Annotated in this window: 20 protein-coding genes; 9 read left to right on the top strand and 11 right to left on the bottom strand. The window is 74.5% G+C overall.

All coding sequences use genetic code 11. The features are described 5' to 3' along the window. Positions 1-102: 102 nt before the first annotated feature. Together ACZ6SQ_RS25785 and ACZ6SQ_RS25790 are read right to left on the bottom strand one after the other, a co-directional pair. Entirely contained in the window at positions 103-1,884 is a 1,782-nt protein-coding gene (locus ACZ6SQ_RS25785) for a DNA polymerase III subunit gamma/tau domain-containing protein (protein WP_469566038.1), read from the bottom strand. Between the two features lie 119 nt (positions 1,885-2,003). After that, positions 2,004-3,389 carry a transcriptional regulator gene (locus tag ACZ6SQ_RS25790; RefSeq protein ID WP_469566039.1) on the bottom strand — a complete coding sequence of 462 codons (1,386 nt, stop codon included), beginning with the start codon at positions 3,387-3,389 and terminating at the stop codon, positions 2,004-2,006. 320 nt (positions 3,390-3,709) lie between these two features. Between ACZ6SQ_RS25790 and ACZ6SQ_RS25795 the strand changes: the two genes are divergently transcribed. From ACZ6SQ_RS25795 to ACZ6SQ_RS25815, 5 genes are all read left to right on the top strand, one after another. After that, positions 3,710-4,372, top strand: coding sequence for a bifunctional DNA primase/polymerase (locus ACZ6SQ_RS25795; protein WP_469566041.1), 663 nt, complete (start codon positions 3,710-3,712; stop codon positions 4,370-4,372). A 245-nt stretch (positions 4,373-4,617) separates the two neighbouring features. After that, positions 4,618-5,391 (top strand): ABC transporter ATP-binding protein, encoded by a 774-nt coding sequence (locus ACZ6SQ_RS25800; protein ID WP_469566044.1) that lies wholly within the window; start codon positions 4,618-4,620, stop codon positions 5,389-5,391. After that, the gene (locus ACZ6SQ_RS25805; RefSeq protein ID WP_469566046.1) at positions 5,388-6,974 is read left to right on the top strand and encodes a transporter; all 1,587 of its coding nucleotides are present in this window, start codon (positions 5,388-5,390) and stop codon (positions 6,972-6,974) included. The genes ACZ6SQ_RS25800 and ACZ6SQ_RS25805 overlap by 4 nt, the downstream gene beginning before the upstream one ends. Before the next feature lie 84 nt (positions 6,975-7,058). After that, positions 7,059-7,862, top strand: a complete 804-nt coding sequence (locus tag ACZ6SQ_RS25810) for a hypothetical protein (protein ID WP_469566048.1) — start codon at positions 7,059-7,061, stop codon at positions 7,860-7,862. Between the two features lie 3 nt (positions 7,863-7,865). Further along, complete coding sequence (locus ACZ6SQ_RS25815) at positions 7,866-12,140, top strand: CHAT domain-containing protein (RefSeq protein WP_469566050.1); 4,275 nt, start codon at positions 7,866-7,868, stop codon at positions 12,138-12,140. Between the two features lie 49 nt (positions 12,141-12,189). Here ACZ6SQ_RS25815 and ACZ6SQ_RS25820 read toward each other — a convergent pair whose 3' ends face one another. Both ACZ6SQ_RS25820 and ACZ6SQ_RS25825 read right to left on the bottom strand, forming a co-directional pair. After that, entirely contained in the window at positions 12,190-13,083 is an 894-nt protein-coding gene (locus ACZ6SQ_RS25820) for an alpha/beta fold hydrolase (RefSeq protein ID WP_469566052.1), read from the bottom strand. Positions 13,084-13,754: 671 nt separating this feature from the next. Next, the gene (locus ACZ6SQ_RS25825) at positions 13,755-14,447 is read right to left on the bottom strand and encodes a metal-dependent transcriptional regulator (protein WP_386377653.1); all 693 of its coding nucleotides are present in this window, start codon (positions 14,445-14,447) and stop codon (positions 13,755-13,757) included. Between the two features lie 371 nt (positions 14,448-14,818). Between ACZ6SQ_RS25825 and ACZ6SQ_RS25830 the strand changes: the two genes are divergently transcribed. After that, positions 14,819-15,574, top strand: a complete 756-nt coding sequence (locus ACZ6SQ_RS25830) for an SIS domain-containing protein (protein ID WP_469566054.1) — start codon at positions 14,819-14,821, stop codon at positions 15,572-15,574. 59 nt (positions 15,575-15,633) lie between these two features. Here ACZ6SQ_RS25830 and ACZ6SQ_RS25835 read toward each other — a convergent pair whose 3' ends face one another. From ACZ6SQ_RS25835 to ACZ6SQ_RS25845, 3 genes are all read right to left on the bottom strand, one after another. After that, positions 15,634-17,067, bottom strand: a complete 1,434-nt coding sequence (locus tag ACZ6SQ_RS25835; protein WP_469566056.1) for a PAS domain-containing protein — start codon at positions 17,065-17,067, stop codon at positions 15,634-15,636. A gap of 148 nt (positions 17,068-17,215) precedes the next feature. Next, positions 17,216-17,668 carry a GNAT family N-acetyltransferase gene (locus ACZ6SQ_RS25840; protein WP_469566058.1) on the bottom strand — a complete coding sequence of 151 codons (453 nt, stop codon included), beginning with the start codon at positions 17,666-17,668 and terminating at the stop codon, positions 17,216-17,218. A gap of 33 nt (positions 17,669-17,701) precedes the next feature. Then, positions 17,702-18,094 carry a RidA family protein gene (locus ACZ6SQ_RS25845; RefSeq protein WP_386377659.1) on the bottom strand — a complete coding sequence of 131 codons (393 nt, stop codon included), beginning with the start codon at positions 18,092-18,094 and terminating at the stop codon, positions 17,702-17,704. 83 nt (positions 18,095-18,177) lie between these two features. Here ACZ6SQ_RS25845 and ACZ6SQ_RS25850 point away from each other — a divergent pair, with 83 nt between their 5' ends. Beyond that, on the top strand, positions 18,178-19,071 hold the full coding sequence (locus ACZ6SQ_RS25850) for a LysR family transcriptional regulator (protein ID WP_469566060.1): 894 nt from the start codon (positions 18,178-18,180) through the stop codon (positions 19,069-19,071). Positions 19,072-19,669: 598 nt separating this feature from the next. Next, on the top strand, positions 19,670-20,698 hold the full coding sequence (locus ACZ6SQ_RS25855) for an isopenicillin N synthase family dioxygenase (RefSeq protein ID WP_469566062.1): 1,029 nt from the start codon (positions 19,670-19,672) through the stop codon (positions 20,696-20,698). 81 nt (positions 20,699-20,779) lie between these two features. Here ACZ6SQ_RS25855 and ACZ6SQ_RS25860 read toward each other — a convergent pair whose 3' ends face one another. Beyond that, positions 20,780-21,880: a citrate synthase 2 gene (locus ACZ6SQ_RS25860; protein ID WP_469566064.1), complete on the bottom strand. Its 1,101-nt coding sequence runs from the start codon at positions 21,878-21,880 to the stop codon at positions 20,780-20,782. A 228-nt stretch (positions 21,881-22,108) separates the two neighbouring features. Between ACZ6SQ_RS25860 and pdxH the strand changes: the two genes are divergently transcribed. Further along, complete coding sequence (pdxH, locus tag ACZ6SQ_RS25865; protein WP_469566065.1) at positions 22,109-22,783, top strand: pyridoxamine 5'-phosphate oxidase; 675 nt, start codon at positions 22,109-22,111, stop codon at positions 22,781-22,783. Between the two features lie 101 nt (positions 22,784-22,884). Here pdxH and ACZ6SQ_RS25870 read toward each other — a convergent pair whose 3' ends face one another. The 3 genes from ACZ6SQ_RS25870 to ACZ6SQ_RS25880 are packed head-to-tail and all read right to left on the bottom strand — an operon-like array spanning position 22,885 to position 25,807. Further along, positions 22,885-23,502, bottom strand: a complete 618-nt coding sequence (locus tag ACZ6SQ_RS25870; protein ID WP_386377664.1) for a TetR/AcrR family transcriptional regulator — start codon at positions 23,500-23,502, stop codon at positions 22,885-22,887. Beyond that, positions 23,490-24,242 (bottom strand): enoyl-CoA hydratase family protein, encoded by a 753-nt coding sequence (locus ACZ6SQ_RS25875; RefSeq protein WP_469566068.1) that lies wholly within the window; start codon positions 24,240-24,242, stop codon positions 23,490-23,492. The genes ACZ6SQ_RS25870 and ACZ6SQ_RS25875 overlap by 13 nt, the downstream gene beginning before the upstream one ends. Further along, positions 24,239-25,807, bottom strand: coding sequence for a 4-coumarate--CoA ligase family protein (locus tag ACZ6SQ_RS25880; protein ID WP_469566070.1), 1,569 nt, complete (start codon positions 25,805-25,807; stop codon positions 24,239-24,241). Before ACZ6SQ_RS25880 ends, ACZ6SQ_RS25875 begins: the two co-directional genes overlap by 4 nt. Positions 25,808-25,819: the final 12 nt, after the last annotated feature.

Raw genomic sequence — 25,819 nt, forward strand, 5'->3', positions numbered from 1 at the left:
CGACACCCCCCCCCACACCCCCCCCCCCCCCCCCCCCCCCCCCCCCCCCCCCCCCCCCCCCCCCCCCCCCCCCCCCCCCCCCCCCCCCCCCCCGCGCGCGTGTCACAGCTGGGTCGGCTCGCGCCGGGTCAGGCCGAACTTGTCGGCGATGGTGTTCCACAGCCCCGCGGCCTTGCCCTTCTCCGTGGTGGCCGTGCCGCTCGCGCGGTCGCCCGCCTGCGTCTGGCCGGTGGAACGGGCCGTGCCGCCGCGGCAGAACTTCTTCTTGTTCCCGGCCACCTGGTCCGCCCACGCCGCGTAGTGGTCGTCGGCCGACGCGGACGCCTTCCACGCGTTCGTCAGCGCCGTCTTCAGCTCGCCGTTGCCGGGCAGCTGGTCGACGGCGAGGCCCTCCAGCCGGGTCACCAGGCCGTTGCGCTGCTGGGCCGCGGCCCGCAGGTCCTGGGCGGCCTTGCCGAGGTCGTTGCAGGCGCGCACGTTCGCCACCGCGTTGATCACCGAGGCCCGGCTGTTGCCGCTGTCGGCCAGCAGCTTGTCGAGCTCCCCGGCCTGCGCCTCGGCCGGGTCGTCGGACGGGGAGGCCGAGGCGGAGGGCGAGGAGCTCTCGGCGGTCGCCGGGGTGGAGGCGGAGACGTTCTTGGTGTCGTCGTCACCGCCGCCGTCGCTGCCCATCAGCGCGCCCGCGCCGATGCCGAGGACCGCGATGCCGATGCCGACCGCCGCGATCACGGGCACCCGCGAACCGGTGCCCGAGCCACGGCCGCGGCCGCCGTCGTCGCGCCGGCCCTCGCCCGGGTAGGGCGAACCGTGTCCCCCGCCGCCGTGGCGGTCGTACTGCTGCTGCGGGGCGTAGCCGCCCTGCGGCGCCGGCACGCGCGGCATCTGCTGCGTGGCGCCGGACGGGCCCTGCTCGTCGCGGAAGAGACCGGCGAACTCGGCGGGCGGCTGCCGGTCGCCGCCCGCGGGCACCGGCGGGATGTACTGGGTGGCCTCGGCGTCGGCACCGGCCGGAGCCCGGCCGCCCGCACCGGGACCCGCCGCCCCGGGACCCGTCCCGAGGAACGTCGTGGTCTCCGCGGGCGCCTCGGGCACCGCGCCGCCGTACGCCCCGGCGGGACCGCCGTACGAGCCCTGCGGGGCGGCGGGGGCGCCGTAGGAGGCGCCGGGCGTCTCCGGCGGGAGCGCGCCCGGGGTGACCGGCGGGATGTACTGCGTCGCGCCCTCGTCCACGGCGGGCGCGGCCGCCGCCACGGGCGGGATGTATTGAGTCGCCCCGTCGTCACCGCCGGGAGCGACCGGGGCGACCGGGGGTATGTAGCGGGTGGCGTCGTCGGCCGCGGGAGGCAGCGGCGAGCCGCCGTACGTCCCGCCCTGCGGACCGTGTATCCCGCCCTGCGGGCCGTGTATCCCGCCCTGCGGACCGTGTATCCCGCCCTGCGGGCTCGGAGCCCCGTATCCGTCCTGCGGGTAGCCGTACGACGGTGCGGCCGGGGCCTCCGGCGTACCGCCGTACCCGTCCTGCGGGTAGCCGTACGACGCTGTGGCCGGGGCCTCCGGCGGGAGCGGGCCGGCCGACGGCGCCGCCGGGGCGGAACCGGGCGGCTGGGCACCGGGCACGGGCGGCGCGGTGCCCTGCTGCGCGCCGGGCCAGGCGCCCTGGTCCGCGGCGCCCCACTGCTGGTCGGTCGGCTGCGGCCAGGAGGGCCGGCCGGGGGCCGGGCTCTGCTGGGCCTCGGGCCCCCAGGGCGTGCCCCAGGCCTGACCGCCGGGTGGCGTCGCCGTCGGACCGCCCGGCAGCAGCGGCGCACCGCCGTCGGAGGGCAGCACGACGCCTTCGTGCGCGGGTCGCGCCGAGGGCTCCTCGCCCTGTCCACTCTGCGTCACCGGGACTCCTACGAATGGGGGACCTTCGGAATCGTCGGCTCACGCTACCGGGTCCCCCGAGCCGCATGCCACGCAGCTCAGGCGTCGATCTCCCTTCCTGTGACGTCGGTTACACGCACTCAGGCCGCCTGCTGGAGATCCAGCCGCGCCCCGAACTCCCGCACCACCGCCTCGTCCCGGTAGGGCTCCAGCCGCTGCTGGAAGTCCTCCAGATACTCGGCGCCGCGGTTGGAGCGCAGGGTCTCCAGGATCTCCACCGCCTTCAGGCCCGTGGCACAGGCCTGTTCGATCTCACGCTGCTGCACCTGCGCTGTGGCGAGCAGCACATAGCCGATGGCCCGGCGGCGGGCCCGCTTGTGCGGATGCCCGGCCAGGGACTGCTCGGCGTAGCGGGCGGCCGCCTCGGGCTGGCCGAGGTCGCGGTGGCAGTGCGCCAACTCGTCGGCGAGATACGCCTCGTCGAAGTGCGCGATCCACGCCGGGTCGTCCCCGGAGTCCGGGTCCGCCCGCTCCATCGCCGTCAGCGCCCGCGAGGACGCCGCCTGCGCCGCGCGTACGTCGCCCAGCAGCGCGTGGCCGCGGGCCTCGGCGGCGAGGAACATCGCCTCCGCGCGCGGGGTCACGATGCCGCGCGCCCCTTCCTGCGCCGCCCGCGCCAACTGCGCGATCTCGCGCGGGTTTCCGAGCTGCGCGGCGAGGTGGCTCATGGACGCGGCCAGCACATAGCCGCCGTAGCCCCGGTCGCCCGCCGCCTGCGCGAGCCGCAGCGCCTGGATGTAGTAGCGCTGGGCGAGGCCCGGCTGGCCGGTGTCGACGGCCATGTACCCGGCGAGTTCGGTGAGCCGGGCCACGGCCGCGAACAGCTCGCGGCCCACCGCCTCCCGGTAGGACCCGGCCAGCAGCCCGGAGACCACGCTGTTGAGGTAGTGCACGACGACGGGCCGGACGTGCCCGCTGCCGTACTGGTGGTCGAGATCGGTCAGCGCCTGCGTCATGGCCCGTACGGCGGCCACGTCGGAGACGCCCACCCGCGGTCCCGCCGAGCGCGACACCTGCGCGTCCGGCGAGGAGATCAGCCAGTCGCGGCTGGGCTCCACCAGCGCGGACGCGGCGACGGAGGACCCGGACAGGAAGTCCCGCCGGCCCACGTCGCTGCGCCACAGCTCACACACCTGCTCGATGGCTCCCAGTACCGTCGGCGAGAACTGGAGACCCACTCCGGAGGCGAGGTTCTTGCCGTTGGCCATGCCGATCTCGTCGATCGTGACCGCACGGCCGAGTTTGCGTCCCAGCGCCTCGGCGATGATCGCCGGGGCGCGCCCGCGCGGCTGCTGTCCGCGCAGCCAGCGGGCCACGGACGTCTTGTCGTAGCGCAGGTCGAGGCCGTGCTCGGCCCCGCACATGTTGACCCGGCGGGCCAGCCCGGCGTTCGAGCAGCCCGCTTCCTGGATGAGCGCCTGCAGCCGTTCGTTCGGCTGCCGCGCGACGAGAGGCCTTGCGGCCATGGTCCTGACCCCCTGTGGCTGCGGTGCCTGCCCGTGCACCGATGGACGTGTCTGTTCAGAACCGAACGCGGATCGGACGCACTGGCTCATGCTCCGAAAAGTTCCGGCCGGGAAGATCGATGCCCAGCGGACATACCGAAAATGCGAGGCATGCCAGGATTGCCGGGGATGGGGCGCAAGCCGACCCCGGGTGACTACCCGGCCCGCTCCCCCGTTCCTCCCGCGCGCCCCCACCTGTGCACCCGTGCGCCCCGGACGACGAATCGATGCTCCTCGTCCGCGCGCGGGCGCGCCCGTAACCCGTGGTGGAGGCTGGAGTTGTGATGAGCGTGGAAGAGACGATCCAGGGCACCGAAACCGCACAGCTTCCTCAGCAGCGCGGGGAATCACTGCTGGAGACAGCCGTACGCTACGCCGAGGAACGCCACTGGGACGTGTTCCCCGGCGCCTGGCTGGATGCCGTGGACGGGGTGCAGCGCTGCTCCTGCGGGCAGCCGGAGTGCGAGGCGCCCGGCGCGCACCCCACGCGCCCGGACTGGGCGACGCAGGCGACGGGCAGCGCGACCGTCGCCCGCCGGATGTGGCAGAAGCAGCCGAACGCCGCGATCCTGCTGCCGACCGGACGGACCTTCGACGCGCTCTCCGTCCCGGAGACGGCCGGGTTCCTGGCGCTGGCGCGGATGGAGCGGATGGAACTCACCCTGGGGCCGGTGACCTTGACGCCGGACCGGCGTATGCACTTCTTCGTGCTGCCGGGGGCTTCGGTGAAGGTCCCCGACCTGGTGCGGAAGTTGGGGTGGGCGCCGTCTTCGCTGGATCTGGTGGCGTTGGGCGAGGGGGCGTATGTGGCTGCGCCGCCTACGCGGTTCGGGTCTCGGGGGGCTGTGCAGTGGGCGTGCCGGCCTACGCCCGCCAATCGGTGGTTGCCGGATGCGGAGGAGTTGATCTCGCCGCTTGCGTATGCGTGTGGGCGGGATCGGTAGCGGGTCCCCGTCTGCGGGGCTGCTGTCGTCGTCCGGCCTGCTCGCCGTCGTGGCTGGTCGCGCAGTTCCCCGCGCCCCTTCAAGGATTGCGCCGTTCCCCGCGCCCCTGAAAGCCTGCGCAGTTCCTCGCGCCCCTTGAAAAGATTGCGCAGTTCCCCGCGCCCCCAAGAGGCGCGTCGTTCCTCGCGTCTCCGAAGGGTTGCGGGGGGCCGTGCGTCACTTGGGGGCGGGCCTAGGGTTTCGGTATGACCAAGAACGCTGTTGTGGTGCGGGGGCTCTGGAAGCGGTTCGGGCAGCAGGTGGCTGTCGGGGGGATCGATCTGGAGCTGCCGGCCGGGCGGTTCATCGGGCTGGTGGGGCCCAATGGGGCCGGCAAGACCACGACCCTCTCCATGGTGACCGGGCTGCTGCGGCCGGATCAGGGGTCGGTCGAGGTCGTCGGGCACGACGTGTGGCGCGATCCCGTCGAGGTGAAGGCCCGCATCGGGGTGCTGCCCGAGGGGCTGCGGCTGTTCGAGCGGCTGTCGGGGCGGGAACTGCTGGCGTACACCGGGCGGCTGCGGGGGCTGCCCGGTGGCGAGGTGGACAAGCGGGCCGCGCAGCTGCTGGACGTGCTCGACCTGGCCGGGGCCCAGCACAAGCTGGTGGTCGACTACTCGACCGGTATGCGCAAGAAGATCGGGCTGGCGGCCGCGCTGCTGCACAACCCCGAAGTGCTGTTCCTGGACGAGCCGTTCGAGGGCGTCGACCCGGTGTCGGCGCAGACCATCCGCGGTGTGCTGGAGCGGTACACCGCCTCCGGCGCGACCGTGGTGTTCTCCTCGCACGTGATGGAGCTGGTGGAGTCGCTGTGCGACTGGGTGGCCGTGATGGCCGCCGGGCGGATCCGCGCCCACGGGACGCTGGCCGAGGTGCGGGGCGCGGCGCCCACCCTCCAGCAGGCCTTCCTGGAACTGGTCGGCGCGGGCGTCCGGGACACCGGCAGCGATCTCGACTGGCTCGGCGGCGGCGCCCGATGACGTCCCTCACCTCCACCTTCGTCCGGCTGAAGCTGTCCCTGCTGCGCAACGGGCTGCGGCAGTCCGGAGGACGGCTGGCCGCCTATGTGCTCTCGGCCGTGTTCGCACTGCTCTTCGCGGTGGCCCAGCTGATCGGGCTGATCCTGCTGCGGGACACCGCGCACGCGGACGCCGTGGTGGTGCTGCTGACCGCCGTGCTGGGGCTCGGCTGGGCCGTGATGCCGCTGTTCTTCCCCGGCGGCGACGAGACGCTGGACCCGACCCGGCTGGTGATGCTGCCGCTGCGGCCGATGCCGCTGGTGCGGGCGCTGCTGGTGGCCTCGCTGGTCGGGACAGGGCCCCTGTTCACCCTGTGCCTGGCCGTCGGCTCGGTGATCGCGGTCGCGCACGGCGGCGCCGCGGTCGCGGTCGGAGTGGTGGCGGTGGCGCTGGTGCTGCTGGTGTGCGTGGCCCTCGCGCGGGCCGTGGCCGCCGCCAACATCCGGCTGCTGAGCAGCCGCAAGGGCCGCGATCTCGCCGTGCTCAGCGGTCTGGTGATCGCCGTCGGCGCCCAGCTGGTCAACTTCGGTGTCCAGCGCCTCGGTTCGGGCGGTCTCGGACAGCTCGACCCGTTCGCCGACGTACTGCGCTGGGTGCCGCCCGCCTCGGCCGTCGGCGCGGTGCACTCGGTGAGCGACGGGGACTACGGAACCGCCGCCGCGCAGCTCGCGGTCAGCGCGGCGGCGGTGGTGGCCGCGCTCGCGGTGTGGGCACGGCATCTGACCCGGCTGATGACCGCCCCGGACGGCTCCACCCTCCAGGCCGCCGACCCCGGCCCGCGCGCCCGCCCCTCCACCGGCCTGGCCCGGCTGCTGCCGGGCGGGCGCACCGGCACGGTCATGGAACGCAGCCTGCGCTACATCTGGCGCGACCCCAAGACCAAGGCCGCCTGGGTGACCTCGCTCGCCATCGGACTGATCGTGCCCGTGTTCAACGCGCTCCAGGGCACCGGCTCGATCTACTTCGCCTGCTTCGCCGCCGGGATGCTCGGCATCCAGATGTACAACCAGTTCGGGCAGGACACCTCCGCGTTCTGGATGGTCGCGACGACCATCTCCTCCACCCGGGACGCCTACGCCGAGCTGCGCGCGCGGGCCCTGGCGCTGATGGTGATCACCGTGCCGTACGCGGCGCTGGTGACGGTGGTGACGACGGCCCTGCTCGGCGACTGGGAGTCGCTGCCCGAGGTGCTGGGGCTGTCCTTCGCGCTGCTCGGCGCGATGCTGGCGACCGGGGCCTGGACCTCCGCCTCGTTCCCGTACTCCATCCCGCAGGAGGGCTACAAGAACGTCGCGCCCGGCCAGGCCGGGCTCGCCTGGATCTCCGTCTTCGGCGGCATGGTCGCGGCGGCCCTGCTGTGCTCCCCCGTCATCGCCGCCACCATCTGGCTGCATGTGAGCGCCGACGGCGACGACCTGCTGTGGCTTCTGCTGCCCGTCGGCACGGCGTACGGGGCCGGGCTCGCCCTTCTCGGGCTGCGGCTGGCCGCGCCGCGCACCGCCCGGCGGCTGCCCGAGATCCTGGCGGCGGTGAGCAAGGGGTGAATCAACTCGCCTGATCCCGGCTCTCGTTGGGTACACCGTGCGTACGCACGCGGGTAAGGGGACGACAGTGACCGGGGGGTCGGCGTGGCCAGATGGTTCCGCAGATCGGGCGGGGACGGCACGGCGCGGCAGGGGGCGGCCGCGCCCCCTGCGTCGGGCGAGGAACCGCTCGCCCTCGCCGACCGGCTGCGGCTGGAGTACGGCCGCACCGGCGACCCCGCCCAGCTGGTCCGGGCCGCGCAGGCCGCCGAGACGGCCGCCGGGCTGTACCCGGCCGAGGACCTCCGGCACGCCTCCGCGCTGTCGGCGCTGTGCATGCTGCACCGGCTGCGCTGGGAGCACGAGCGCGACACACGGCTGCTGGAACGGTCGCTGGAGTACGGGCGGCGGTCGGTGGAGGACTCGCCGCCCGGTGACGAGAACCTGCCCCGGCACATGTCGGCACTGGCCACCTCACTCCAGGAGTCCTTCGACCAGGGCGGCCGGCAGCAGGACATCGACGAGGCGATCGTCCTGTACCGGGCCTGCCTCGACCTGCTGCCCGGCGACCACGCCGAGCGTGCGGGCATCGAGTCCAACCTCGCCAACTCCCTGCTGCGGCGCGCCCGCAAGTACCCCGACCCGGCCGTCCTGGACGAGGCCGTACGGCACGCCAGGGCCGCCCTCGCCGCGACCCCGCCGGACGATCCGATGCACGCGGCACGGCTGGTCAACCTCGGCGGGGTGCTGTTCTCGCTGGCGCAGAACGGGCAGCTGAACCATCTGATCGAGGCGCACGAGATGTACGAGCGGGGGCTTCGCGGACTGCCGCGCGGCCATCCGGCCCGCGGGCAGGTGGAGGGGGCGGTGCGCCGGCTCCGGCAGCTGCGGCAGCGGTTCGGCTTCTGAGCCGTGCGCCGACTGCGTCTGGAGGTACGCGACTTCACCGGCCCCGGCCGCTGGAGCTGGGAGCTGTCCGGGGACACCGGAGAGGTCCTGGCCCGGCACGACGTACGGCTGGACGTCTCCTCGCCCGAGTACGAGGCGTTCTGGGACCTCGCCGGGCATCTGCGCCGGCACGCCCCGCCGGACCGGCGGGCGGCGCGCGAGCGGGAGATCGTGCGGGAGGTCGGCGAGTGGACCGGCGCGCGGGTGCTCGGCCCCGTGGGGCCAGTGCTGCTCGCCGCCGCCCCGGCCGTCGTACGGGTCGTCGTCCCCGCCCGCCTGCCCGCCGCGCGCAGGCTGCTGTTCGCGCCGCTGGAGCTGGCCCATGTGCGGGGGCGGGCGCTGGCGCTCCAGGACGTCACCCTGGTGATGCAGGTGGGCCCGGCCGGCCCGGACCCCGCCGGGGCGGGCGCCGCACCGCTGCGGATGCTGGCCCTGTTCAGCCTGCCCGAGGGCAGCCGGGCGCTGAACCTGCGCCGCGAACGCGCCGCGCTCACCGCCCTGTTCGCCGGGACGGACCTCGCTGTGGAGGTACGGGCCCTTCAGTACGGGGTGAGCCGGGAGCGGCTGCGGGCCGTGCTCGCCGAACCCGGCGGCTGGGACATCGTCCATGTCTCCGGCCACGGCGGCCCCGGCCGGCTGCTGCTGGAGACCGACAGCGGGCACCCGGACCTGGTCACCGCCGCCGAACTCGCCGAACTGCTCGCCACGGCCCGCCGCGTCGGGCTGGTGACCCTGTCCTCCTGCTGGTCGGCGGCGCTCACGGCACGGGAGCAGCGCGGGGTGCTCGGGGTGCCGTTGGACACCGCCGCGGAAGCGGGGACCCCAGGTGCCACCGGGGGAGCCGGGGCGGACGCGCCGGACGTCGGGGCGCTCGCCGGGGAACTGGTGGCGCGGCTGGACTGCGCGGTGCTGGCGATGCGGTACCCGGTGGCCGACGGGTTCGCCGTCGCGCTGGCCGAGGAGCTGTACCGGCGGCTGGTCGTGGAGGGGCTGCCGCTGCCGCGCGCGCTCGCCGGGGCGCTCACCGGTACCTCCGCGCTCCACGGACCGGCCCTGTCGGCCGCCACCCCGGCGCTGTTCGGACGGCGTGCGGCGACCCTGCGCCTGGCGGCGGCCCGGCGCCCCGCCACGCACCCCCCGCGGGTACCGGCGGCCGGCACCGCGCTGCCCCCGTCGGCACCCGCGGCCGGCACCGCGCTGCCGCCCCTGCCCGGCCGTTTCGTCGGCCGGGTCGCCCTGATGGCCCGGCTCAGCACCCTGCTCGCGCCCGGCGGCGGGCACCGCGGGGCGGTCCTGCACGGGATGCCGGGGGCGGGGAAGACGGCGTGCGCGCGGGAGCTGGCCGAGACACACGGGCACACCTTCGAGACGGTCGTGTGGTTCAAGGTGCCGGAGCCGCGCGGCCCGGACGCCGACGCGCCGGACGTCCTCGCGCGGTTCGCGCTCGCCCTGGAGTCGGCGGGCCTGCCCTGCCCGCACCCGGCGGACGACGAGGCCGGCACGGCACGCTTCGCCGAGGCCCTCGCCGGCCGGCTGGCCACGCGCCGGGTGCTGCTGGTCGTCGACCACCTCGACGCGCTGCTCGCCGAGGACGGCTCCTGGCGCGACACGCGCTGGGCGGCGGTGACGGCCGCCCTGGCCTCGCATCCCGGCCCCGGCCGCACCCTGCTCACCTCCCGCGTCCGCCCGCCGGACACCGGCCTGCCCACGGCCCCCGTCGAACTGCTCACCTCCGACGAGGCACTGCTGCTGGCCCGTGAGCTGCCCCGGCTGGCCGCGCTGGCCGACGGCCGGGCGCCCGGGGTGACCGCGGACGCCGGGCGGCGCCTGGTCACCGGTCTGCTGGAGGTCACCCGGGGCCACCCCCGGCTGCTGGAGCTCGCCGACGCCCAGGCCGCCGAACCGGCACGGCTGCGGACCCTGCTGGGTACGGCGGACCGGGCCTGGTCCGAGCGCGGCGGGCTGCCCGAGGGCTTCTTCACCGGCGCACCCGGCTCGTCCGACGACACCGACCATCTGCGGGTGCTGGCCGCCTGGACCGAGAGCATCACCACGGGCCTCTCCCCCGCCCACGCCGATCTGTTCCGCTTCCTGTGCTGCCTGGAGGAGGCCGACCGCGTCGACGCCTGCGTCGAGCACAACTGGCCCGACCTGCGCGCCCGGCTCGGCCACCCCGCCGAGCCCGTCCCCGCCGCCCTGGCGGCCCTCTCCGCCCAGGGCCTGCTCACCCCCCGCCCGACGGCGCCGTACGACATCCAGGCCGCCGTGGCGGACCAGGGGCGGCAGGGGGCCGGGGCGGACTTCCGCCGACTCGTCGACGAGCGGATGGCCGGCTACTGGACGCGGGTCTTCGAGATGGCCTGGCAGCGCGAGGGCACCGCTGCGCAGGGGGCGTCGGCGGCCGGGCCCGTGCTGGCGAGGGCGGGCCTGTCCGCGGCGCCGTATCTGCTCAGGACCGGTCTGGCCCAGGGCGCGGAGGCGCTGCTGCAGGCCGTGCTGCGGCGCGACGACTCACGGCCGACGGTGGCGCGGGTGCTGCCGGTGCTGCGCCGGATCGCGGCCCGTGCCGCGTCGGGCGACGGCACGGCCCCGCCGACGGACGCCCTGGCGGAGGTCCTGTGGGCGACCGACCCGGCGACGGCCGAACGGATGGCCCGTACCGCGCTGTCGCGGGCGCGGGCGCGTGAGGACACGGCGGCGGCCTCGTCGGCGGCAGGCCAGCTCGCCGGGCTGTGTCTGCGCACCGGACGGCTCGACGAGGCCCTGGACTTCGCCGACGCCGAGATCGCCCACGCCCGCGCGGCCGGGCTCACCGGCTGGGCGGGGCTGGTCGGCGAGGTGCACCGGCTGCGCGTGCTGGTGGAGCGCGGATCGGCGGCGCGGGTGCTGACGGAGGCGGCCGCACTGCGCGGCCGGATGGCCGCGCTGCCGCGCGACCCGGAGTCCCGGTCGGCGGACGGGACGGTGTGGTGGCGGGTCTGGGAGGAGTTCTGCGACACCGGGCAGCGCGCGGCGATCGAGGCCGAACGGTGGAACACGGCACTGGAGTTCAACGCCGAGCTGTGCGCGGTGAAGGCGGGCCGGGGCGCGCCCGGCACCGATCTGGCGCAGGCGCGGTTCCCGGCGTACACCCCGCTTCTGCGCCTGGGCCGGGCGGCCGAGGCGCTGACGCTGCTCCAGACGTGCCGGGAGGTGTTCGAGGCCGCGCAGGACGTACTGCACCTGGGCGAGGTGTTCGGCGCGCTCGCCACCGTCGAGCACGCCCGCGGCCGCGGGTCGCTCGCGCTGGCCCGGGGCCGCGACTGTCTGCGCTACGCCTACCGCGGCGGCTACCCCGCCGCGATCGCCGTCAGCCACGTCAACCACGGCTCCTATCTGCACGCCCACGCCCGGGACGCGGCGGGCGCCGCCGCGCACCACCTCGCCGGCGCGCTGCTCGGCCTGCTCACGGGCGGGCGGACCGCCGACGCGCTGGGCGCGGTGGTGAACGACGTCCGGGTCTTCGGCCCGGCCGCCACGCCCCTGCCCGCCGGTCCGCGGGAGCTGTGCGAGCGGGTCGCCGAGGTGCCCGGGGTGGCCCTGGACCGGCTGCTGACCCGGCTGTGCCCGGACGGGGAACGGGTCGCGGAGACGCTGGCGGGCCTGGTCCGTCAGGCGCGGGAGGCGGCGGGGACGGGGCCTGCGGCGGGCGGGGCGGCCGTCGCCGCGGGGCTGGTGTGGCTGCTGGTCTGGGAGCCCGCCCTCGGGGCGCTGCTGGCCGCCGAACGCGGCAACACGGCGGCCCGGGTGAAGCTGCGTCAGCATCTGCACCGCTGGGGCGAGCTGGACGAGCGGTTCGCCCCGCCCGCCGCGGTGCTGCGGCGGCTGCTCGACGGGGAGCGCGATCCGGCCGTGGCCGCCGGGCTGGGGCCGCTCGACGAGCCGGTCGCCGCCCGCGCCCTGGCCGCGCTGCACGGCGGCACGGACGTGGCGGCGGAACTGTGGCCGGTGATGCACCTGGGGCTGGCGCTGGGCAACCTGGCGGCCGCCGCCACCGGATACGGCGAGACCTCCGAGGTCACCCGCGAGAACCTGGCGGGCCTCCGCGCGGACCCCTCCCACGCCCCGCTCGCCCCGGTCCTCGGGGAGATCCTGGCCGGGGCCCGTGACCCCGCGCTCGCCATCCGGCTCGAACTCCCCGCGCACCGGGCGGCGGTGGCGGCGGTGCTGCGCTGCGTCGAGGGGATCGAGAGGGCGTGACGGCCTCCGGGCACGGCCTTGACGTCCTGCGGGGCGCCGCCCCGGGCCGTCACGGCGTCAGCACGCCCTCCAGGAAAGGCTCGACGACCACGCGCCATGCCTCGGGTCGGTCGTAGTGGACGAGATGGCCGGCCTCGGCGACCTCCGCGTACTGGCCGCGCGGCAGGACCCGGACCATCTCCTGCGCCTCGGCACGGCCCAGTTCGCCGTCCAGGCCGCGGACGACGAGCGCGGGGCAGCGGACCTGGGCCAGTTCCTCCCAGTGGGCGTCGTACACCCACGTCTCGCGGGACTGCAGCATCTGCTCGGGTTCGAACACGGGCCGCCATCCGTCGGGCGACTCCTGCATGACCTCGGCGTAGAACGCGCCCCGTGCGCGGTTCGGCCGCTCCACCCACGGGTCGTCCTCGCCGAACCACTTGCGTACGTCGGCCAGGGTGGCGAAGGGAACGGGCCAGGCCCGGAACCAGTCGGACCACTCACGCTGCGAGGCCGCGCCGAGCGCGGAGGCCCGCATGTCGCAGATGATCAGGGCGCGGACCAGATCGGGGCGTTTGGCGGCGAGCTGCCAGGCGGTCAGCGCCCCCATGGCGTGGCCGATGAGCACGGCCGGGCCGAGGCCCAGCTGTTCGAGGGCGGCCTCGGCGTCCTCGACGTAGGCCTCACGGGTGAAGGCGGCCTGCGGGGGCTTGTCGCTCTGGCCGTGGCCTCGCTGGTCGAGCGCCACGGCACGGTGGCGCTCGGAGAGCCAGCGGGCGGTGGACGCCCAGTGCGAGGCGCGGCCCATCAGGCCGTGCAGTAACAGCACACCCGGAGCGCCGGGCTCCGCGGTGTGCGGGTCACCGGCCGCGGCCGACGGGTCTCCGGGCTTGGGAGGGTCGCCGAACTCCCAGGCCGCGAGACGTACGCCGCCCGTTCCGGTCACATCGATGCGCCGCGCCATTCGTTCTGGCACCCCCCAAGCTCCGCTCGGACCGCCCGCTGCCGCCGGGCCACGCGTCCGCCCGATCCGCGTCCGCGCCGCCCCGGTACCGCCGTGTGCTGCTGGCCGTGTCGCCGGGCCACGCTGCCGCTGCGGCCGTACCCGTGTCGTAGGTACTCGTCGTGCCGGTGTCGTACGGACCTGTCGTGCGGGTGCCGTACCCCGGTGTGCCGCGGGGCCCCTCGGGCCGTCCGCCGCGCTCGCAGACTATCGAACCCCTATTCGAAAACGCGGTCTTCGCGGGGAACACCCCTCATTCGAGTGACATCGCCCGAGGAATGATCGCCGCCCCCCGGGGGAGATCTTCAGCGGGAGGCGGACCGCTCGGGGAAACCGGTCCGAGGGGAACGACCCTGAGAGCTCGGGGCTCCGGGTCGACACCGGGGAGGACAGGCCCCGGCGCCGCACGGCGCCGGGGCCCTCCCCACGCTCTCGGCACATCCGCCTGCCCCTCCCGGTCATATGCCCCACCGCCAAAGCCTGGCACGCGCGACGCCGCACGTCTGCGATTCGCCGGAGCCGGTCCGGGAATCGCCACGAGCGAGGGACACCGCAAGGGCTCTCCCGCCCCGGAGCCACCGCCGGGCGCCGCAGCCCCGGGCCGCGCTCGCCGACGCCGGCACTCGGCCGCGTCAGCGCTTGGCGACGAAGACGTGGGAGGCGACGTCCGCCTCCAGCTCGGCCGCCTCGCCGCTGCTGCCCACCAGCACACCGCCCGCGGACTCGGTCACGCTCACGACCGAACCGGGCTGCACACCCGCCCGCCGCAGCGTGTACATCAGCTGCGCGTCCGTCTGGATGGGCTCGCCGATCCGGCGCACCACGACCGTGATGCCGTCCGCGCCCGGCTCCAGCTCGGCCAGCGAGACCATGCTCTCGTCCAGGAACGGGTCGGCGCCGTCCTTCTCGCCCAGCTCCTCCAGACCCGGGATCGGGTTGCCGTACGGCGACTCGGTGGGGTGGCGCAGCAGCTCCAGCACGCGGCGCTCCACGGCCTCGCTCATCACGTGCTCCCAGCGGCAGGCCTCCGCGTGGACCTGCTCCCACTCCAGGCCGATCACGTCGACCAGCAGACACTCGGCGAGGCGGTGCTTGCGCATCACCCGCGTGGCCAGCCGGCGGCCCTCGTCGGTCAGCTCCAGATGCCGGTCGCTCGCCACGGACACCAGACCGTCGCGCTCCATCCGCGCGACCGTCTGACTGACCGTCGGACCGCTCTGGTCCAATCGCTCGGCGATACGGGCGCGCATGGGGACAACACCTTCCTCCTCCAGCTCCAGGATGGTGCGGAGGTACATCTCCGTGGTGTCGATCAGTCCGGACATACGTGCCCCTCGGTGAGATCTGCCGGAGGCTCGAACGGTCTCCGGCCCATGCGCTGGCCCAGGATTCAATTCTGCCGGATCCCACTGACAACCGGGCCGCGCCGGCGGAACGCGACTGTTACGCGCGGGTAAGCCCCGACCCGCCCTCGACCCGGGACCGGCCGACGGGGGCCGCCCCCTGGCCGGAACCGCTCCCGGCCGAGTGCGGGGCAAACCCGCAGCAAACACCTGAACCGGACCGGCGCACCGACCGGACGGCCGTATTGACATCCCAGTGGTCCAGACCGCACGGTGATCCGCGACACAGGCACCGCCGGAAGCGGGAACCGCCGGGCACGCGCCGGGCACCGCGAGGAGCGAAGGGGCTCTGCATGGGCGACAGCAAGCTGGCCGACCAGTACTTCGACGCCGCGATCGGCCTGCTGCGCCGGGTCCGCGACGAGGAGGCCGAGGCGATCGCGGACGCGGGCACCCTCCTCGCCGACACCGTCGCGGACGGCGGCCGTCTCTTCGCCTTCGGCGCCGGGCACTCCTCGCTGGCCGCCCAGGACGTCGTATACAGAGCGGGCGGCCTCGCGCTGATGAACCTGCTCACCGTGCCCGGCGTGGTCGGCGTCGACGTGATGCCCGCACCCCTCGGCTCCGCGCTGGAACGCGTCGACGGCCTCGCGAGCGCCGTCCTGGACTGCTCCCCGCTGCGGGCCGGCGACGCGCTCGTGATCATCTCGCTCTCCGGGCGCAACGCGCTGCCCGTCGAGATGGCCCTGCACGCCCGCGAGCTCGGCGTGCGCGTCATCGGCGTGACCTCCGTCGCCTACACCGCCGAGACGACCTCGCGGCACAGCTCCGGCACCTTCCTCAAGGACCACTGCGACCTCGTCCTCGACTCCAAGATCCCCGTCGGCGACGCCGAACTCACCCTGGACACCGTCCCCGCCCCCTTCGCCCCCGCCTCCACCGTCGTCACCACCGCCCTCCTCCAGGCCGTCATGGCCACCGCCGCCGGCACCCTCGCGGCCCGCGGCATCGAACCGCCCCTGCTGCGCTCGGGCAACGTCGACGGGGGCCACGAGTGGAACAGCCGCGTGATGGAGGAGTACCGGGACCGGATCTTCTACCGGCAGTGAGGCGAGGGGGCGGCCGTACCGGGTCCGGAGCGCCGGCCGGGTGCGGGCGGGCGGGACCGCTACTCCCGCCCCACCAGCCCCGCCAGATCCAGTGCCGCCGCGATCCGTACGGCGACGTCCTCGGCGTAGGAGGCGTCGGCGCGTTCGAACGAGGTGCGGCCCGCGCCGCGCAGGAAGGTCACGACGCCCAGGGTGCGCCCCCGGCTGCGCAGGACCGCGCACAGGGCGTGGACGGCGTCGCCGGGCCACTGTCGGGTCAGCGCCCACTCACGGGCCTGCTCGGGCGGCACCGAGCCGACCCCGGCGCGCACGGTGCTCGCGCGGTCGACGCAGCTGAGGGCCGGGTGGCCCTCGGGGTAGCGGACCGGAAGCCCGGCGCGGCCCGCGAGAAGGCTCGGGCCGGGCGCGCCCGAGGGGGTCGCGGCGAGCCGCACCAGCCGTACCGGCGCTGCGCTCTCGCCCTCGGGAGCCGTACCGCCCGCGACGCGGTCGATCAGCGCGTGGTCGGCGAACCCGGCGAGGGCGAAGTCCAGATGGACGGTGGCCGCCTCGGTCGGGTCCTCGCACTCGGCGGCCGCGCGGGCGGCCCGGTGCAGCTGGTTGCCGCGGAAGCGCAGCAGGGAGGCCTCCTGTTCGCCCTGTCTGGCCTCCGTGACGTCCTGGAACAGCCAGCCCACGCCCAGCGGGACGGGCTCCTCGGCGAGCGGGGAGGCGAGGCGGACGAAGCCGCAGCGCCAGCAGCGGCGCCGTTCGCCGTCGGGGGTGCGCACCCCCACCCAGATCTCGGCGGGCGCGGGCGGGGCACCCTCGGCCAGCACATGCGTGAGCGCGCTCTCCAGCTCCTCCACGCCCTGCACGAGCAGTTCGCCGAGCGGACGTCCGAGCGCCGACGTACGGCCCGTGCCGAGCGCGCGGGCGGCGTGGGCGTTGACGACGGCGGGCCGCAGATCGGCGTCCACCAGGACGACGCCCCAGGAGGCGTCCTCGAACAGCGCCTCGCTCAGGGCGATGGACCGTTCCAGGTCTATCTGCGCGTGCACCTCGCTGAACGCGCAGTACACGCCCGCGGGCCTGCCGTCGGCGCCGCGGACCGCCGCGGACTGGGTGCGCACCAGGACCCGGCCGCCGTCCTTGGTGAGCAGCGCGAACTCGTGCACCTGACGTCCAGGGGCGTTCATGGCCGACAGCAGACGGCCTTCGACCTCCTCGGCGTCCGCGCTGCGCACGGCCCAGCCGGCGAGGCCCTGCCGGCCGACCGCCTCGGAGGCGGTCCAGCCGAGAATGCGCTCGGCCTCGCGGTTCCAGTGGGTGACGGCTCCGTCCGCGTCGAAGGCGCACAGGGCCGCGTCCATCCCGTCCAGCAGCGCGGCGAGCAGGTCCGAGCCGTCGCGATCCGACTGTTGGGACTGCTCCGGCTGACCCGGCTGCTGCGGCTGCTCGGGCTCGTCGGGCCCCAGTTCGTCCGTGGTCCCACTACGCCGTGAAGCACTCACCTGGACCCCCAAGCAGGCTGCGTCCGCACGAACGGCGCGTCGGTTGCTCACTGGTCATCATTCAACTCGAACGTGACGCAGCCCACATATGGTTCCTGCAAGATTGCCGGGGAATCGTTGTACGGCGGATATCCCGCGGCCCTTCCCTCTAGTCTGCGGCGGGAGCCAGCCGCAGGTCGACCCAGACGTCGCTCTCGCCGTCCAGCGTGTAGCGCTCGGTCTCGGCGAACCCCCGCGCACGGGCGAACGCGAGGCCCTCCTCGTTCACCGCCAGCACACAGGTGTCCACCGCCCCGGCGCCGATCCCGCGCGCGTGCGCGAGGCCGTCCTCGTACAGGGCCGTGCCGTAGCCGTGGCCGCGGTGGCCGGGCAGCACGCGCGCGATGACCATCACCGCCCGCTCCTCGCCCTCCGGCGCCCGCACGGTGGAGCAGCCGACCAGCTCGTCGCCGGCGTAGGCGTTGCACAGCCGGTGGCGGGCGGCGCGTTCGCGGACCTCGTCCAGGGACATCGCGGCGGGCGGCACGATCACGTTGTGGACGTGCTGCCACTGCCGCAGCATGGCGTCGCCGTCCACCGTCTCGATACGAAGATCAGTCACACAGGCCAGCGAACAGGGGGCGCCGCCCGGACGTCAACGCGTTTGCGGCACGCGCGCGCAGACCTCGATCTCGATCCGCATCCGGGGGTCGGCCAGCCCGCAGACCATCATCGTGGCGGCCGGCCGCACCTCCCCGAAACAGCGGCGCAGCACCGGCCAGCACGGCTCGAAGTCCTCCCGCTCGGGCAGCAGGTACCGCACCCGGACCACGTCCCGGAACCCGCACCCGGCCCGCGCCAGGGCGTCCCCGATGTTGCGCAGACACTGTTCGGCCTGCTCCACCACGTCGTCGGAGATCGTCATCGTCGCGTAGTCGAAGCCGGTCGTCCCCGACACATGGACCCGGTCCCCGTCGACCACGGCGCGGGCATAGCCGATCTGCTCCTCGAACGGTGAACCGCCGAGGATGGCGCGTCGCTCAGTCATGGCCGGAAAGCTAGGCGAGCGGCGGCGATACGTCGAATACGCATCGGAGACAGATCTGATACGCCCAGACGTATGCTCCCGGGATGGAGCGCCCGGAACTGCCCCTTCCCCAGCTGCACGCGTTCGTGGTCCTCGCGGAGGAACTCCACTTCGGGCACGCGGCGGCCCGGCTGGGCATCGCGCAGCCGCCGCTGAGCCAGCAGATCCGCAGGCTGGAGGAGAAGGTGGGGCATCCGCTGTTCACCCGGCCGCCGGGGCCGGTGTCGCTGACGCCCGCGGGCCGGGAGCTGCTGCCCGCGGCCCGGCAGGCGCTCAGCGGCCTCGCGGAGGGGCTGGCAGCCGCTCGCGCGGTGGGCGCCGGTCAGACGGGCCGGCTGCGCGTGGGCTTCTCGGCGTCGCTGGCGCTGACCGTGCTGCCGGGGCTGCTGGGGGCCCACCGCCACCGCTTCCCGGGCGTCGAGCTGGACATCCGTGAGATGACCACGGCCCCGCAGCTGACCGCGCTGCGCGAGGGCACGATCGACGTGGGCCTGCTCCGCGAGCCGCCCGGGGACGGGGACGGCCTGAGCTTCCGGACGCTGCTGACCGAGCCCCTGGTCGCGGTCCTCCCGATCGCCCACCCGCTGGCCCGCCACCGCACGGTCGCGCCGGCCGCCCTGGCCGAGGAGCCGTTCGTCCTCCTCCCGCGCGAGACGGGCCCGGGTCTGTACGACCGCCTCGCCGGTGCCTGCGCCGCGGCCGGATTCACCCCACGCGTCGCCCAGCACGCCGTCGAGTGGCAGACGGTCTGCGGCCTGGTCGAGGCGGGTCTCGGCGTCTCCCTCGCACCCGCCGCGATCCGCCGTCTGCGCCTGAGGGGCGTCGCCTACCGCCCGCTGACCCCGCCCGCCCCGCACACGACGGTCGCGGCGGCCTGGCGCCGGGCGGACGGAAGCCCACTGGTGGCGAATCTGCTGGTGACGATGACGGAGCAGTGACGGCCGGCCCCGCTCGTTCCCGGCACACGAGGATTCCGAAAAAAGAGGTTGAGTCCGCGCCGATCGGTTCCTAGTGTGGCTGTCACTTCGGAGAGGAGGTGGTTCGGCAGATGTATGCATACCGGACGGAAGAGGTGACTGCGGGCTAGCGGCCCGTCGTCAAACTCGGTTCGGCGCCGGACCAGCGTGTGTGTCGTGCACGCAGCCGGCCAAACCAACGCAGTCACCCGACCCGCGAGTCGCCGGTACGTCCGGCCGGCCCTCCTTACCGGAGGACCCGACTCGCGGGTCGTTTGCGTCGCCCCGCCGGATGATCTACGGCGAGTGACCCCCGTCACCTGTGAATCCTTCGGCACGCAGTACTCTGGGCACATGCTTTCGCTCGTTCGACGCCGCCACGTGGACTTCCTCCGCGTCACGAGCATGGGCTGTCGACGCTCGGTCTGAGCCTTCCGGCCCCCCGTTCTCCGCATTCCCCTCTCGCGGTCCCGCAGCGCCGGGCCGCCCGGGCCTCGCCCACCTCTCCTGCACAGTTGGCACCCGTGCACCCGCCCCACCCCCGGCGGGACCGGGACCCGTACACCCGCGGACGCATCTCATGACGAACGACTCGACGAACCCGTCGTACCAGCAACTGCCGATCATCGATCTCTCCGCCGCCGACGGCGGCCCCGAGGCGCGGGCCGGGCTGCGGTCCCGGCTGCACCGGGCTGCCCACGACGTGGGCTTCTTCCAACTGGTGGGGCACGGGGTCACCGGCGAGGAGACCGACCGGCTGCTGACCGCGATGCGACGGTTCTTCGCGCTGCCGGAGGAGCAGCGGCTGGCGATCGACAACGTGAACTCGCCGCACTTCCGCGGCTACACCCGCACCGGCGACGAGCGCACCGGCGGGCGGCAGGACTGGCGGGACCAGCTCGACATCGGGGCGGAGCGCCCCGCCCACGTGCCCGGCCCCGGCGAGCCCGCGTACTGGTGGCTCCAGGGACCGAACCAGTGGCCCGAGGCGCTGCCGGAGCTGCGGACGGCCGCGCTGCGGTGGGTGGAGCGGCTGAGCGGGGTCGCCGAGAAGCTGCTGCACGAGCTGCTGGCCTCGATCGGGGCGTCCCCGGACTTCTACGACCACGCCTTCGGCGAGCACGCGCACCCGCATCTGAAACTGGTCCGGTACCCGGGCAGCGCCGGGGACGGGGCGGACCAGGGCGTGGGGGCGCACAAGGACTACGGGTTCCTGACGCTGCTGCTCCAGGACCAGGTGGGCGGGCTCCAGGTGCAGCGGGAGGACGGGCTGTTCCACGAGGTGCCGCCGATCCCGGGGGCGTTCGTGGTGAACCTGGGCGAGCTGCTGGAGGTGGCCACGAACGGCTATCTGGTGGCCACCAACCACCGGGTCGTCTCGCCGCCCGGTGCCACCGAGCGGTACTCGGTGCCGTTCTTCTACAACCCGCGCCTGGACGCCCGGGTCGAGCCGCTGGTGTTCCCCTACGCGGACACGGCGCCGGGTGTCTCGGCCGACCCGTCCAATCCGCTGTTCGCGGAGTACGGCTACAACGAGCTCAAGGGCAAGCTCCGCGCCCATCCGCTGGTGGCGAGGCGGCATCACGCGGAGCTGCTGACCCCGGCCTGAGAAACGTTCCTTCAGGGTCACGGCCTCAGGCGCGGGGTCACGGTCCCGGGCACGAGGTCAGCCTCGGTGGCGGGAACGGGATCAGTGGGCGATGTCGCCGTAGCCCTCGATCTCGCGCGGGTTGCGCGGGCCGGGGCCGATGTAGCGGGCGGAGGGGCGCACCAGGCGTCCCGTCCGCTTCTGCTCCAGGATGTGCGCGGACCAGCCGGCGGTCCGGGCGCAGCTGAACATCGAGGTGAACATGCTGGCCGGGACCTCGGCGAAGTCGAGGACGATGGCCGCCCAGAACTCCACGTTCGTCGCGAGGACGCGGTCGGGGCGGCGGTTGTGGAGTTCTTCCAGGGCGGCCTTCTCCAGGGCCTCGGCGACCTCGAAGCGGGGTGCGCCCAGTTCGCGCGCGGTGCGGCGCAGTACGCGGGCGCGGGGGTCCTCGGCCCGGTAGACACGGTGGCCGAAGCCCATGAGGCGTTCGCCCTTGTCGAGGGACTGCCGGACGTAGGCCTCGGCGTCGCCGGTGCGTTCGATCTCCTCGATCATGTGCAGGACGCGGGAGGGGGCGCCGCCGTGCAGGGGGCCGGACATGGCGCCGACGGCTCCGGAGAGGGCGGCGGCGACATCGGCTCCGGTGGAGGCGATGACACGGGCGGTGAAGGTGGAGGCGTTCATGCCGTGCTCGGCGGCGGACGTCCAGTAGGCGTCGACGGCGGCGACGTGCTTGGGGTCGGGTTCGCCGCGCCAGCGGATCATGAAGCGTTCGACGACGGACTGGGCCGTGTCGATGCGGCGCTGCGGGACCATGGGCAGGCTCTGGCCGCGGGCGGACTGGGCGACGTAGGACAGGGCCATGACGGCGGCGCGGGCGAGGTCCTCGCGGGCCTGTTCGGCGTCGATGTCCAGGAGGGGTTTCAGGCCCCAGACGGGGGCGAGCATGGCGAGCGCGGACTGCACGTCCACGCGGATGTCGCCGGAGTGCACAGGAATCGGGAAGGGCTCGGCGGGCGGCAGTCCGGGGTTGAAGGCGCCGTCGACGAGCAGGCCCCATACGTTGCCGAAGGAGACGTGGCCGACGAGATCCTCGATGTCGACGCCCCTGTAGCGGAGTGCGCCGCCCTCCTTGTCCGGCTCGGCGATCTCCGTTTCGAACGCGACGACTCCTTCGAGTCCGGGTACGAAGTCCGACATCATGCGGCTCCTCATGATCGTTCGGGAGATGACGCCGATGGATCCACGGTCCGTGCGGGGACTGGCGGTCCTGGCTGTCATCCCAGTGATGCCCCGTACGGTCGGCGGTCACCCAACCAGGATGGCACCAGCACCTTATCCCCGGGTGCCGGAGGCGGGGAGGTTTCGCGGCACTCAGTGCCATGCAAGTGCCTACGGCCGGGGCGGCGCATGGGGGAAGATGGCCGCGTGACCGACGCCGACGCCGTGCCCGCGATGCCCGATCCCGCCGCGATGCGCAAGCAGTACCGGACGGAGGGGCTCGCCGAGACCGATCTGGCCGCGACGCCCGTGGAGCAGTTCGCGCGGTGGTTCAAGCAGGCCGCCGTAGAGGCGCACATGTTCGAGCCGAACGCGATGATCGTGTCCACGGTCGACGCGGAGGGCCGGCCCAGCTCCCGGACGGTGCTGCTGAAGCACTTCGACGAACAGGGCTTCGTCTTCTACACCAACTACGACTCCCGCAAGGGCCGTGACCTCGGCGGGAACCCGCACGTCTCGCTGCTGTTCCCCTGGCATCCGATGGCCCGGCAGGTCATCGTGCAGGGGGTGGCCCGGCGCACCGGGCGCGACGAGACGGCCGCGTACTTCCGCAGCCGCCCGCACGGCTCGCAACTCGGCGCCTGGGCCAGCACGCAGTCCTCGGTGATCGCCGGCCGCGCCGACCTGGAGGCCTCCTACGCCGAGCTGGAGGCCCGTTACCCGGAGGGCGAGCAGGTGCCGGTGCCGCCGCACTGGGGCGGTTTCCGGGTGGCCCCGCACACGGTGGAGTTCTGGCAGGGCCGCGAGAACCGGCTGCACGACCGGCTGCGCTACGACGCCCGGCCGGACGGCAGCTGGCAGGTGGAGCGGCTCGCGCCCTGAGCCCGCGGCCTGAGCATGTGTCCTGAGCCCGCGGCCTGAGCCCGCGCCCTGAGCCCGCTTCCTGAAGGGGGTGGATGCCCCGGACGCCCGCCCGCCGGGCCTCAGTCCAGCGCCTCGTCCAGCAGCTCCGCCCACTGCGCCACGACCCGCTCGCGCCGCGCCCCGTCGTCGGTGAGGAGATTCGCCAGGCCCAGGCCCCGCGCCATGTCCAGCAGCCCCTGGACGGTCTCGCGGACTCCGGGCCGGGACTCGTCGGCGCCGAGCAGCTCCACGGCTATCCGGTGGCTCTCCCGGCCGACGCGGCCCTCCAGCTCGGTCACCCGCCCGCGTAGCTGCTCCTCGTTGGACGCGGCCACCCACAGATGCAGGGCGGCCCGGAAGAGGGGGCCGGTGTAGAGGCCGACGAGGGCCGCGACGACCGCCCGCCGGTCGCCCGGGCCCTCGGGGAACAGGTCGCGCAGGGCCGTGGACCGCTCCTCGGCGACGTACTCGACGGCGGCCGTGAAAAGGTCCTCGCGGGTCGGGAAGTGGTGCTGGGCGGCGCCCCGGGACACACCGGCGCGCTCGGCGACCGCGGACACCGTGGAGCCCGCCCAGCCGTGCTCGGCGAGGCAGGCCACGGCGGCCTCCAGGAGCCGCTGCCGGGTGGCCCGGCTGCGGTCCTGCTTGGGGACACGGTCGGCGCGGTCGACACGTTCGTCTGCCGTCACAGCACCCATGGGGGATCCCGTCGTTCGAGGAAGGCCGTCATCCCCTCGCGGGCGGGCGCGGAGGCGAACAGCCGGGCCGAGAGCGCGGTGAGCTGGGCCGCGTCCCGGTCGAATGCTGCCAGCACCCTAGCCGTGAGCAGCCGTTTCGTCTCCGCCAGGGCCTCGGGCGCGGACCGCCGCAGCCCGTCCAGGACGGGCTCCAGTACGGCGTCCACATCCTCACCGTCCTCACCGTCCCCGCCCGCCACGGTGAGCAGGCCGATGCGCGCGGCCTCGGCGGCGTCGAAGCGCTCGCCGGTCAGGGCGTAGCGGGCGAGGGCGCGCGGCTCGGTGCGGGGCAGCAGCGGCAGTGAGATGACGGCCGGGGCGACGCCGATGCGGACCTCGGTGAGGGCGAAACTCGCCGTGGCGGAGGCGGCCGCGATGTCGCAGCAGCCCAGCAGGCCGAGGCCGCCCGCGCGGACGTGCCCGGTGACCCGGGCGACGACCGGCTTGGGCAGCTCGACGATCTGCCGCAGCAGCGCGACCAGCGCGTCCGGGTCGGGCGGGTCGCGCAGGTCGGCGCCCGCGCAGAAGGTGTTGCCGGAGTGCGTGAGGACGACCGCGCGCACCTCGGCGTCCTTGCCGCAGTCCCGCAGCGCGTCCGCGAGCTCGCCCACCAGGGCGGCCGAGAGCGCGTTGCGGGTGGCCCGGGAGTCGAGGGACAGTGTCTCGACTCCCCGTGTGCGGGTACGGCCGATCAGTGTCACGTGCGCTCCCTGAGTTCTCGCCGCAGGATCTTCCCGGAGGCCGCCCGCGGCACGCTGTCGATGAAGGTGACCCGGCGGACCCGCTTGTAGGGGGCGACCCGTTCGCCGACGTACGCCATGACGTCCTGTTCGGTGAGGCCGGCGGCGCCGGGCTGCCGTACGACGTGGGCGTGCGGTATCTCGTTGCCGTCGGCGTCGTACGCACCGATGACGGCGGCGTCGGCGATGCCGGTGTGGGTGAGCAGCAGGGCCTCCAGCTCGGCGGGGGCGACCTGGTAGCCCTTGTACTTGATCAGTTCCTTGACCCGGTCGACGACGAACAGCCAGCCGTCCTCGTCGACCCGGCCGACGTCGCCGGTGTGCACCCAGCCCTCGCCGTCGATCATCGCGGCGGTGGCGTCGGGGCGGCCGAGGTAGCCCTTCATCACCTGGGGGCCTCGGATCAGGATCTCGCCGGTCTCGCCGGCGCCGAGGTCCTTGCCCGGGTCGTCGAGGGACACGATCCGCATCTCGGTGCCGGCGATGAGCCGGCCGACCGTGCCGGGCGGGGCCTGTTCCATCGCGTGCAACGGGACGACATGGGTGCCGGGCGACAGCTCGGTCATGCCGTACGCCTGCCCGACGGGTGGCAGGCCGAGCCGGGCGGAGCAGGCCGCGGCGAGCTCGGCGTCCAGCGGGGCGGCCGCGCTGACCACGTACTTCAGCGAGGACAGGTCGTACTTCGCGACCGCCGGGTGCTTGGCCAGGGCGAGCACGATCGGCGGGGCGACGTACAGGCCGGTGATGCGGTGGTTCTGGATCGCCGCGAGGAAGGTCTCCAGCTCGAAGCGGGGTAGCACGACGACGGTGGCGCCCTGCCGCAGGGGTGCGTTCATCAGCGCGGTGAGGCCGTAGATGTGGAAGAACGGCAGGACCGCGAGGATGCGTTCGCCGGGCTCGGCGTCGATCGCCGGTTCCAGCTGGGCGAGGTTGGTGGCGATCTGGCGGTGGGTGAGCATGACGCCCTTGGGGACGCCGGTGGTGCCGGAGGAGTAGGGCAGGGCGGCGACGTCCTCGGCCGGGTCGACGGCGACGTCGGGCTCGGGCGCCTCGGAGGTGAGCATGTCGAGCAGCGAGCGGTGCCCGGGCGCGCTGTCGCACACGAAGATCTCTCTCACCCCGCCCGCGAGTTCGGCCGCCCGGCGGGCGGTCTCCAGCAGCGGGGAGACGGTGACGATCCAGCGGGCCGCGCTGTCGTCGAGCTGCTTGGCGAACTCCTGCGCGGTGGCGAGCGGGTGCACGGTGGTCACCGAGGCACCCGCCCGGGTGGCGGCGTAGAACGCGGTCGGGAAGGCGACCGTGTTCGGGCTGTGCAGGGCGAGGACGTCGCCCTTGCGCACGCCCGCCTCGGCGAGCGCGGCGGCGATCCGCCGGTGGAACCGGTCCAGTTGGGCGTACGTGATGGTCGTGCCGTCCGTGCCGTCGATCAGCGCGGGCGTGTCTGCGTACTCGGCGGCCCGGCCCAGGACCGCTTCGTGGATGGGCAGTTCTACGGGCGGGACGTCTGCGTACTCGCTGCGGAACACGGTTCCTCCTCG

The sequence above is a fragment of the Streptomyces sp. NPDC048600 genome (assembly GCF_055587025.1).

Excerpts from the sequence above, each read along its gene's own strand:
- ACZ6SQ_RS25790 (WP_469566039.1), bottom strand. The coding sequence starts at position 3,389 with ATGGCCGCAAGGCCTCTCGTCGCGCGGCAGCCGAACGAACGGCTGCAG.
- ACZ6SQ_RS25800 (WP_469566044.1), top strand. The coding sequence starts at position 4,618 with ATGACCAAGAACGCTGTTGTGGTGCGGGGGCTCTGGAAGCGGTTCGGG.
- ACZ6SQ_RS25805 (WP_469566046.1), top strand. The coding sequence starts at position 5,388 with ATGACGTCCCTCACCTCCACCTTCGTCCGGCTGAAGCTGTCCCTGCTG.
- ACZ6SQ_RS25820 (WP_469566052.1), bottom strand. The coding sequence starts at position 13,083 with ATGGCGCGGCGCATCGATGTGACCGGAACGGGCGGCGTACGTCTCGCG.
- ACZ6SQ_RS25825 (WP_386377653.1), bottom strand. The coding sequence starts at position 14,447 with ATGTCCGGACTGATCGACACCACGGAGATGTACCTCCGCACCATCCTG.
- ACZ6SQ_RS25830 (WP_469566054.1), top strand. The coding sequence starts at position 14,819 with ATGGGCGACAGCAAGCTGGCCGACCAGTACTTCGACGCCGCGATCGGC.
- ACZ6SQ_RS25845 (WP_386377659.1), bottom strand. The coding sequence starts at position 18,094 with ATGACTGAGCGACGCGCCATCCTCGGCGGTTCACCGTTCGAGGAGCAG.
- ACZ6SQ_RS25850 (WP_469566060.1), top strand. The coding sequence starts at position 18,178 with ATGGAGCGCCCGGAACTGCCCCTTCCCCAGCTGCACGCGTTCGTGGTC.
- ACZ6SQ_RS25855 (WP_469566062.1), top strand. The coding sequence starts at position 19,670 with ATGACGAACGACTCGACGAACCCGTCGTACCAGCAACTGCCGATCATC.
- ACZ6SQ_RS25860 (WP_469566064.1), bottom strand. The coding sequence starts at position 21,880 with ATGTCGGACTTCGTACCCGGACTCGAAGGAGTCGTCGCGTTCGAAACG.
- ACZ6SQ_RS25870 (WP_386377664.1), bottom strand. The coding sequence starts at position 23,502 with ATGGGTGCTGTGACGGCAGACGAACGTGTCGACCGCGCCGACCGTGTC.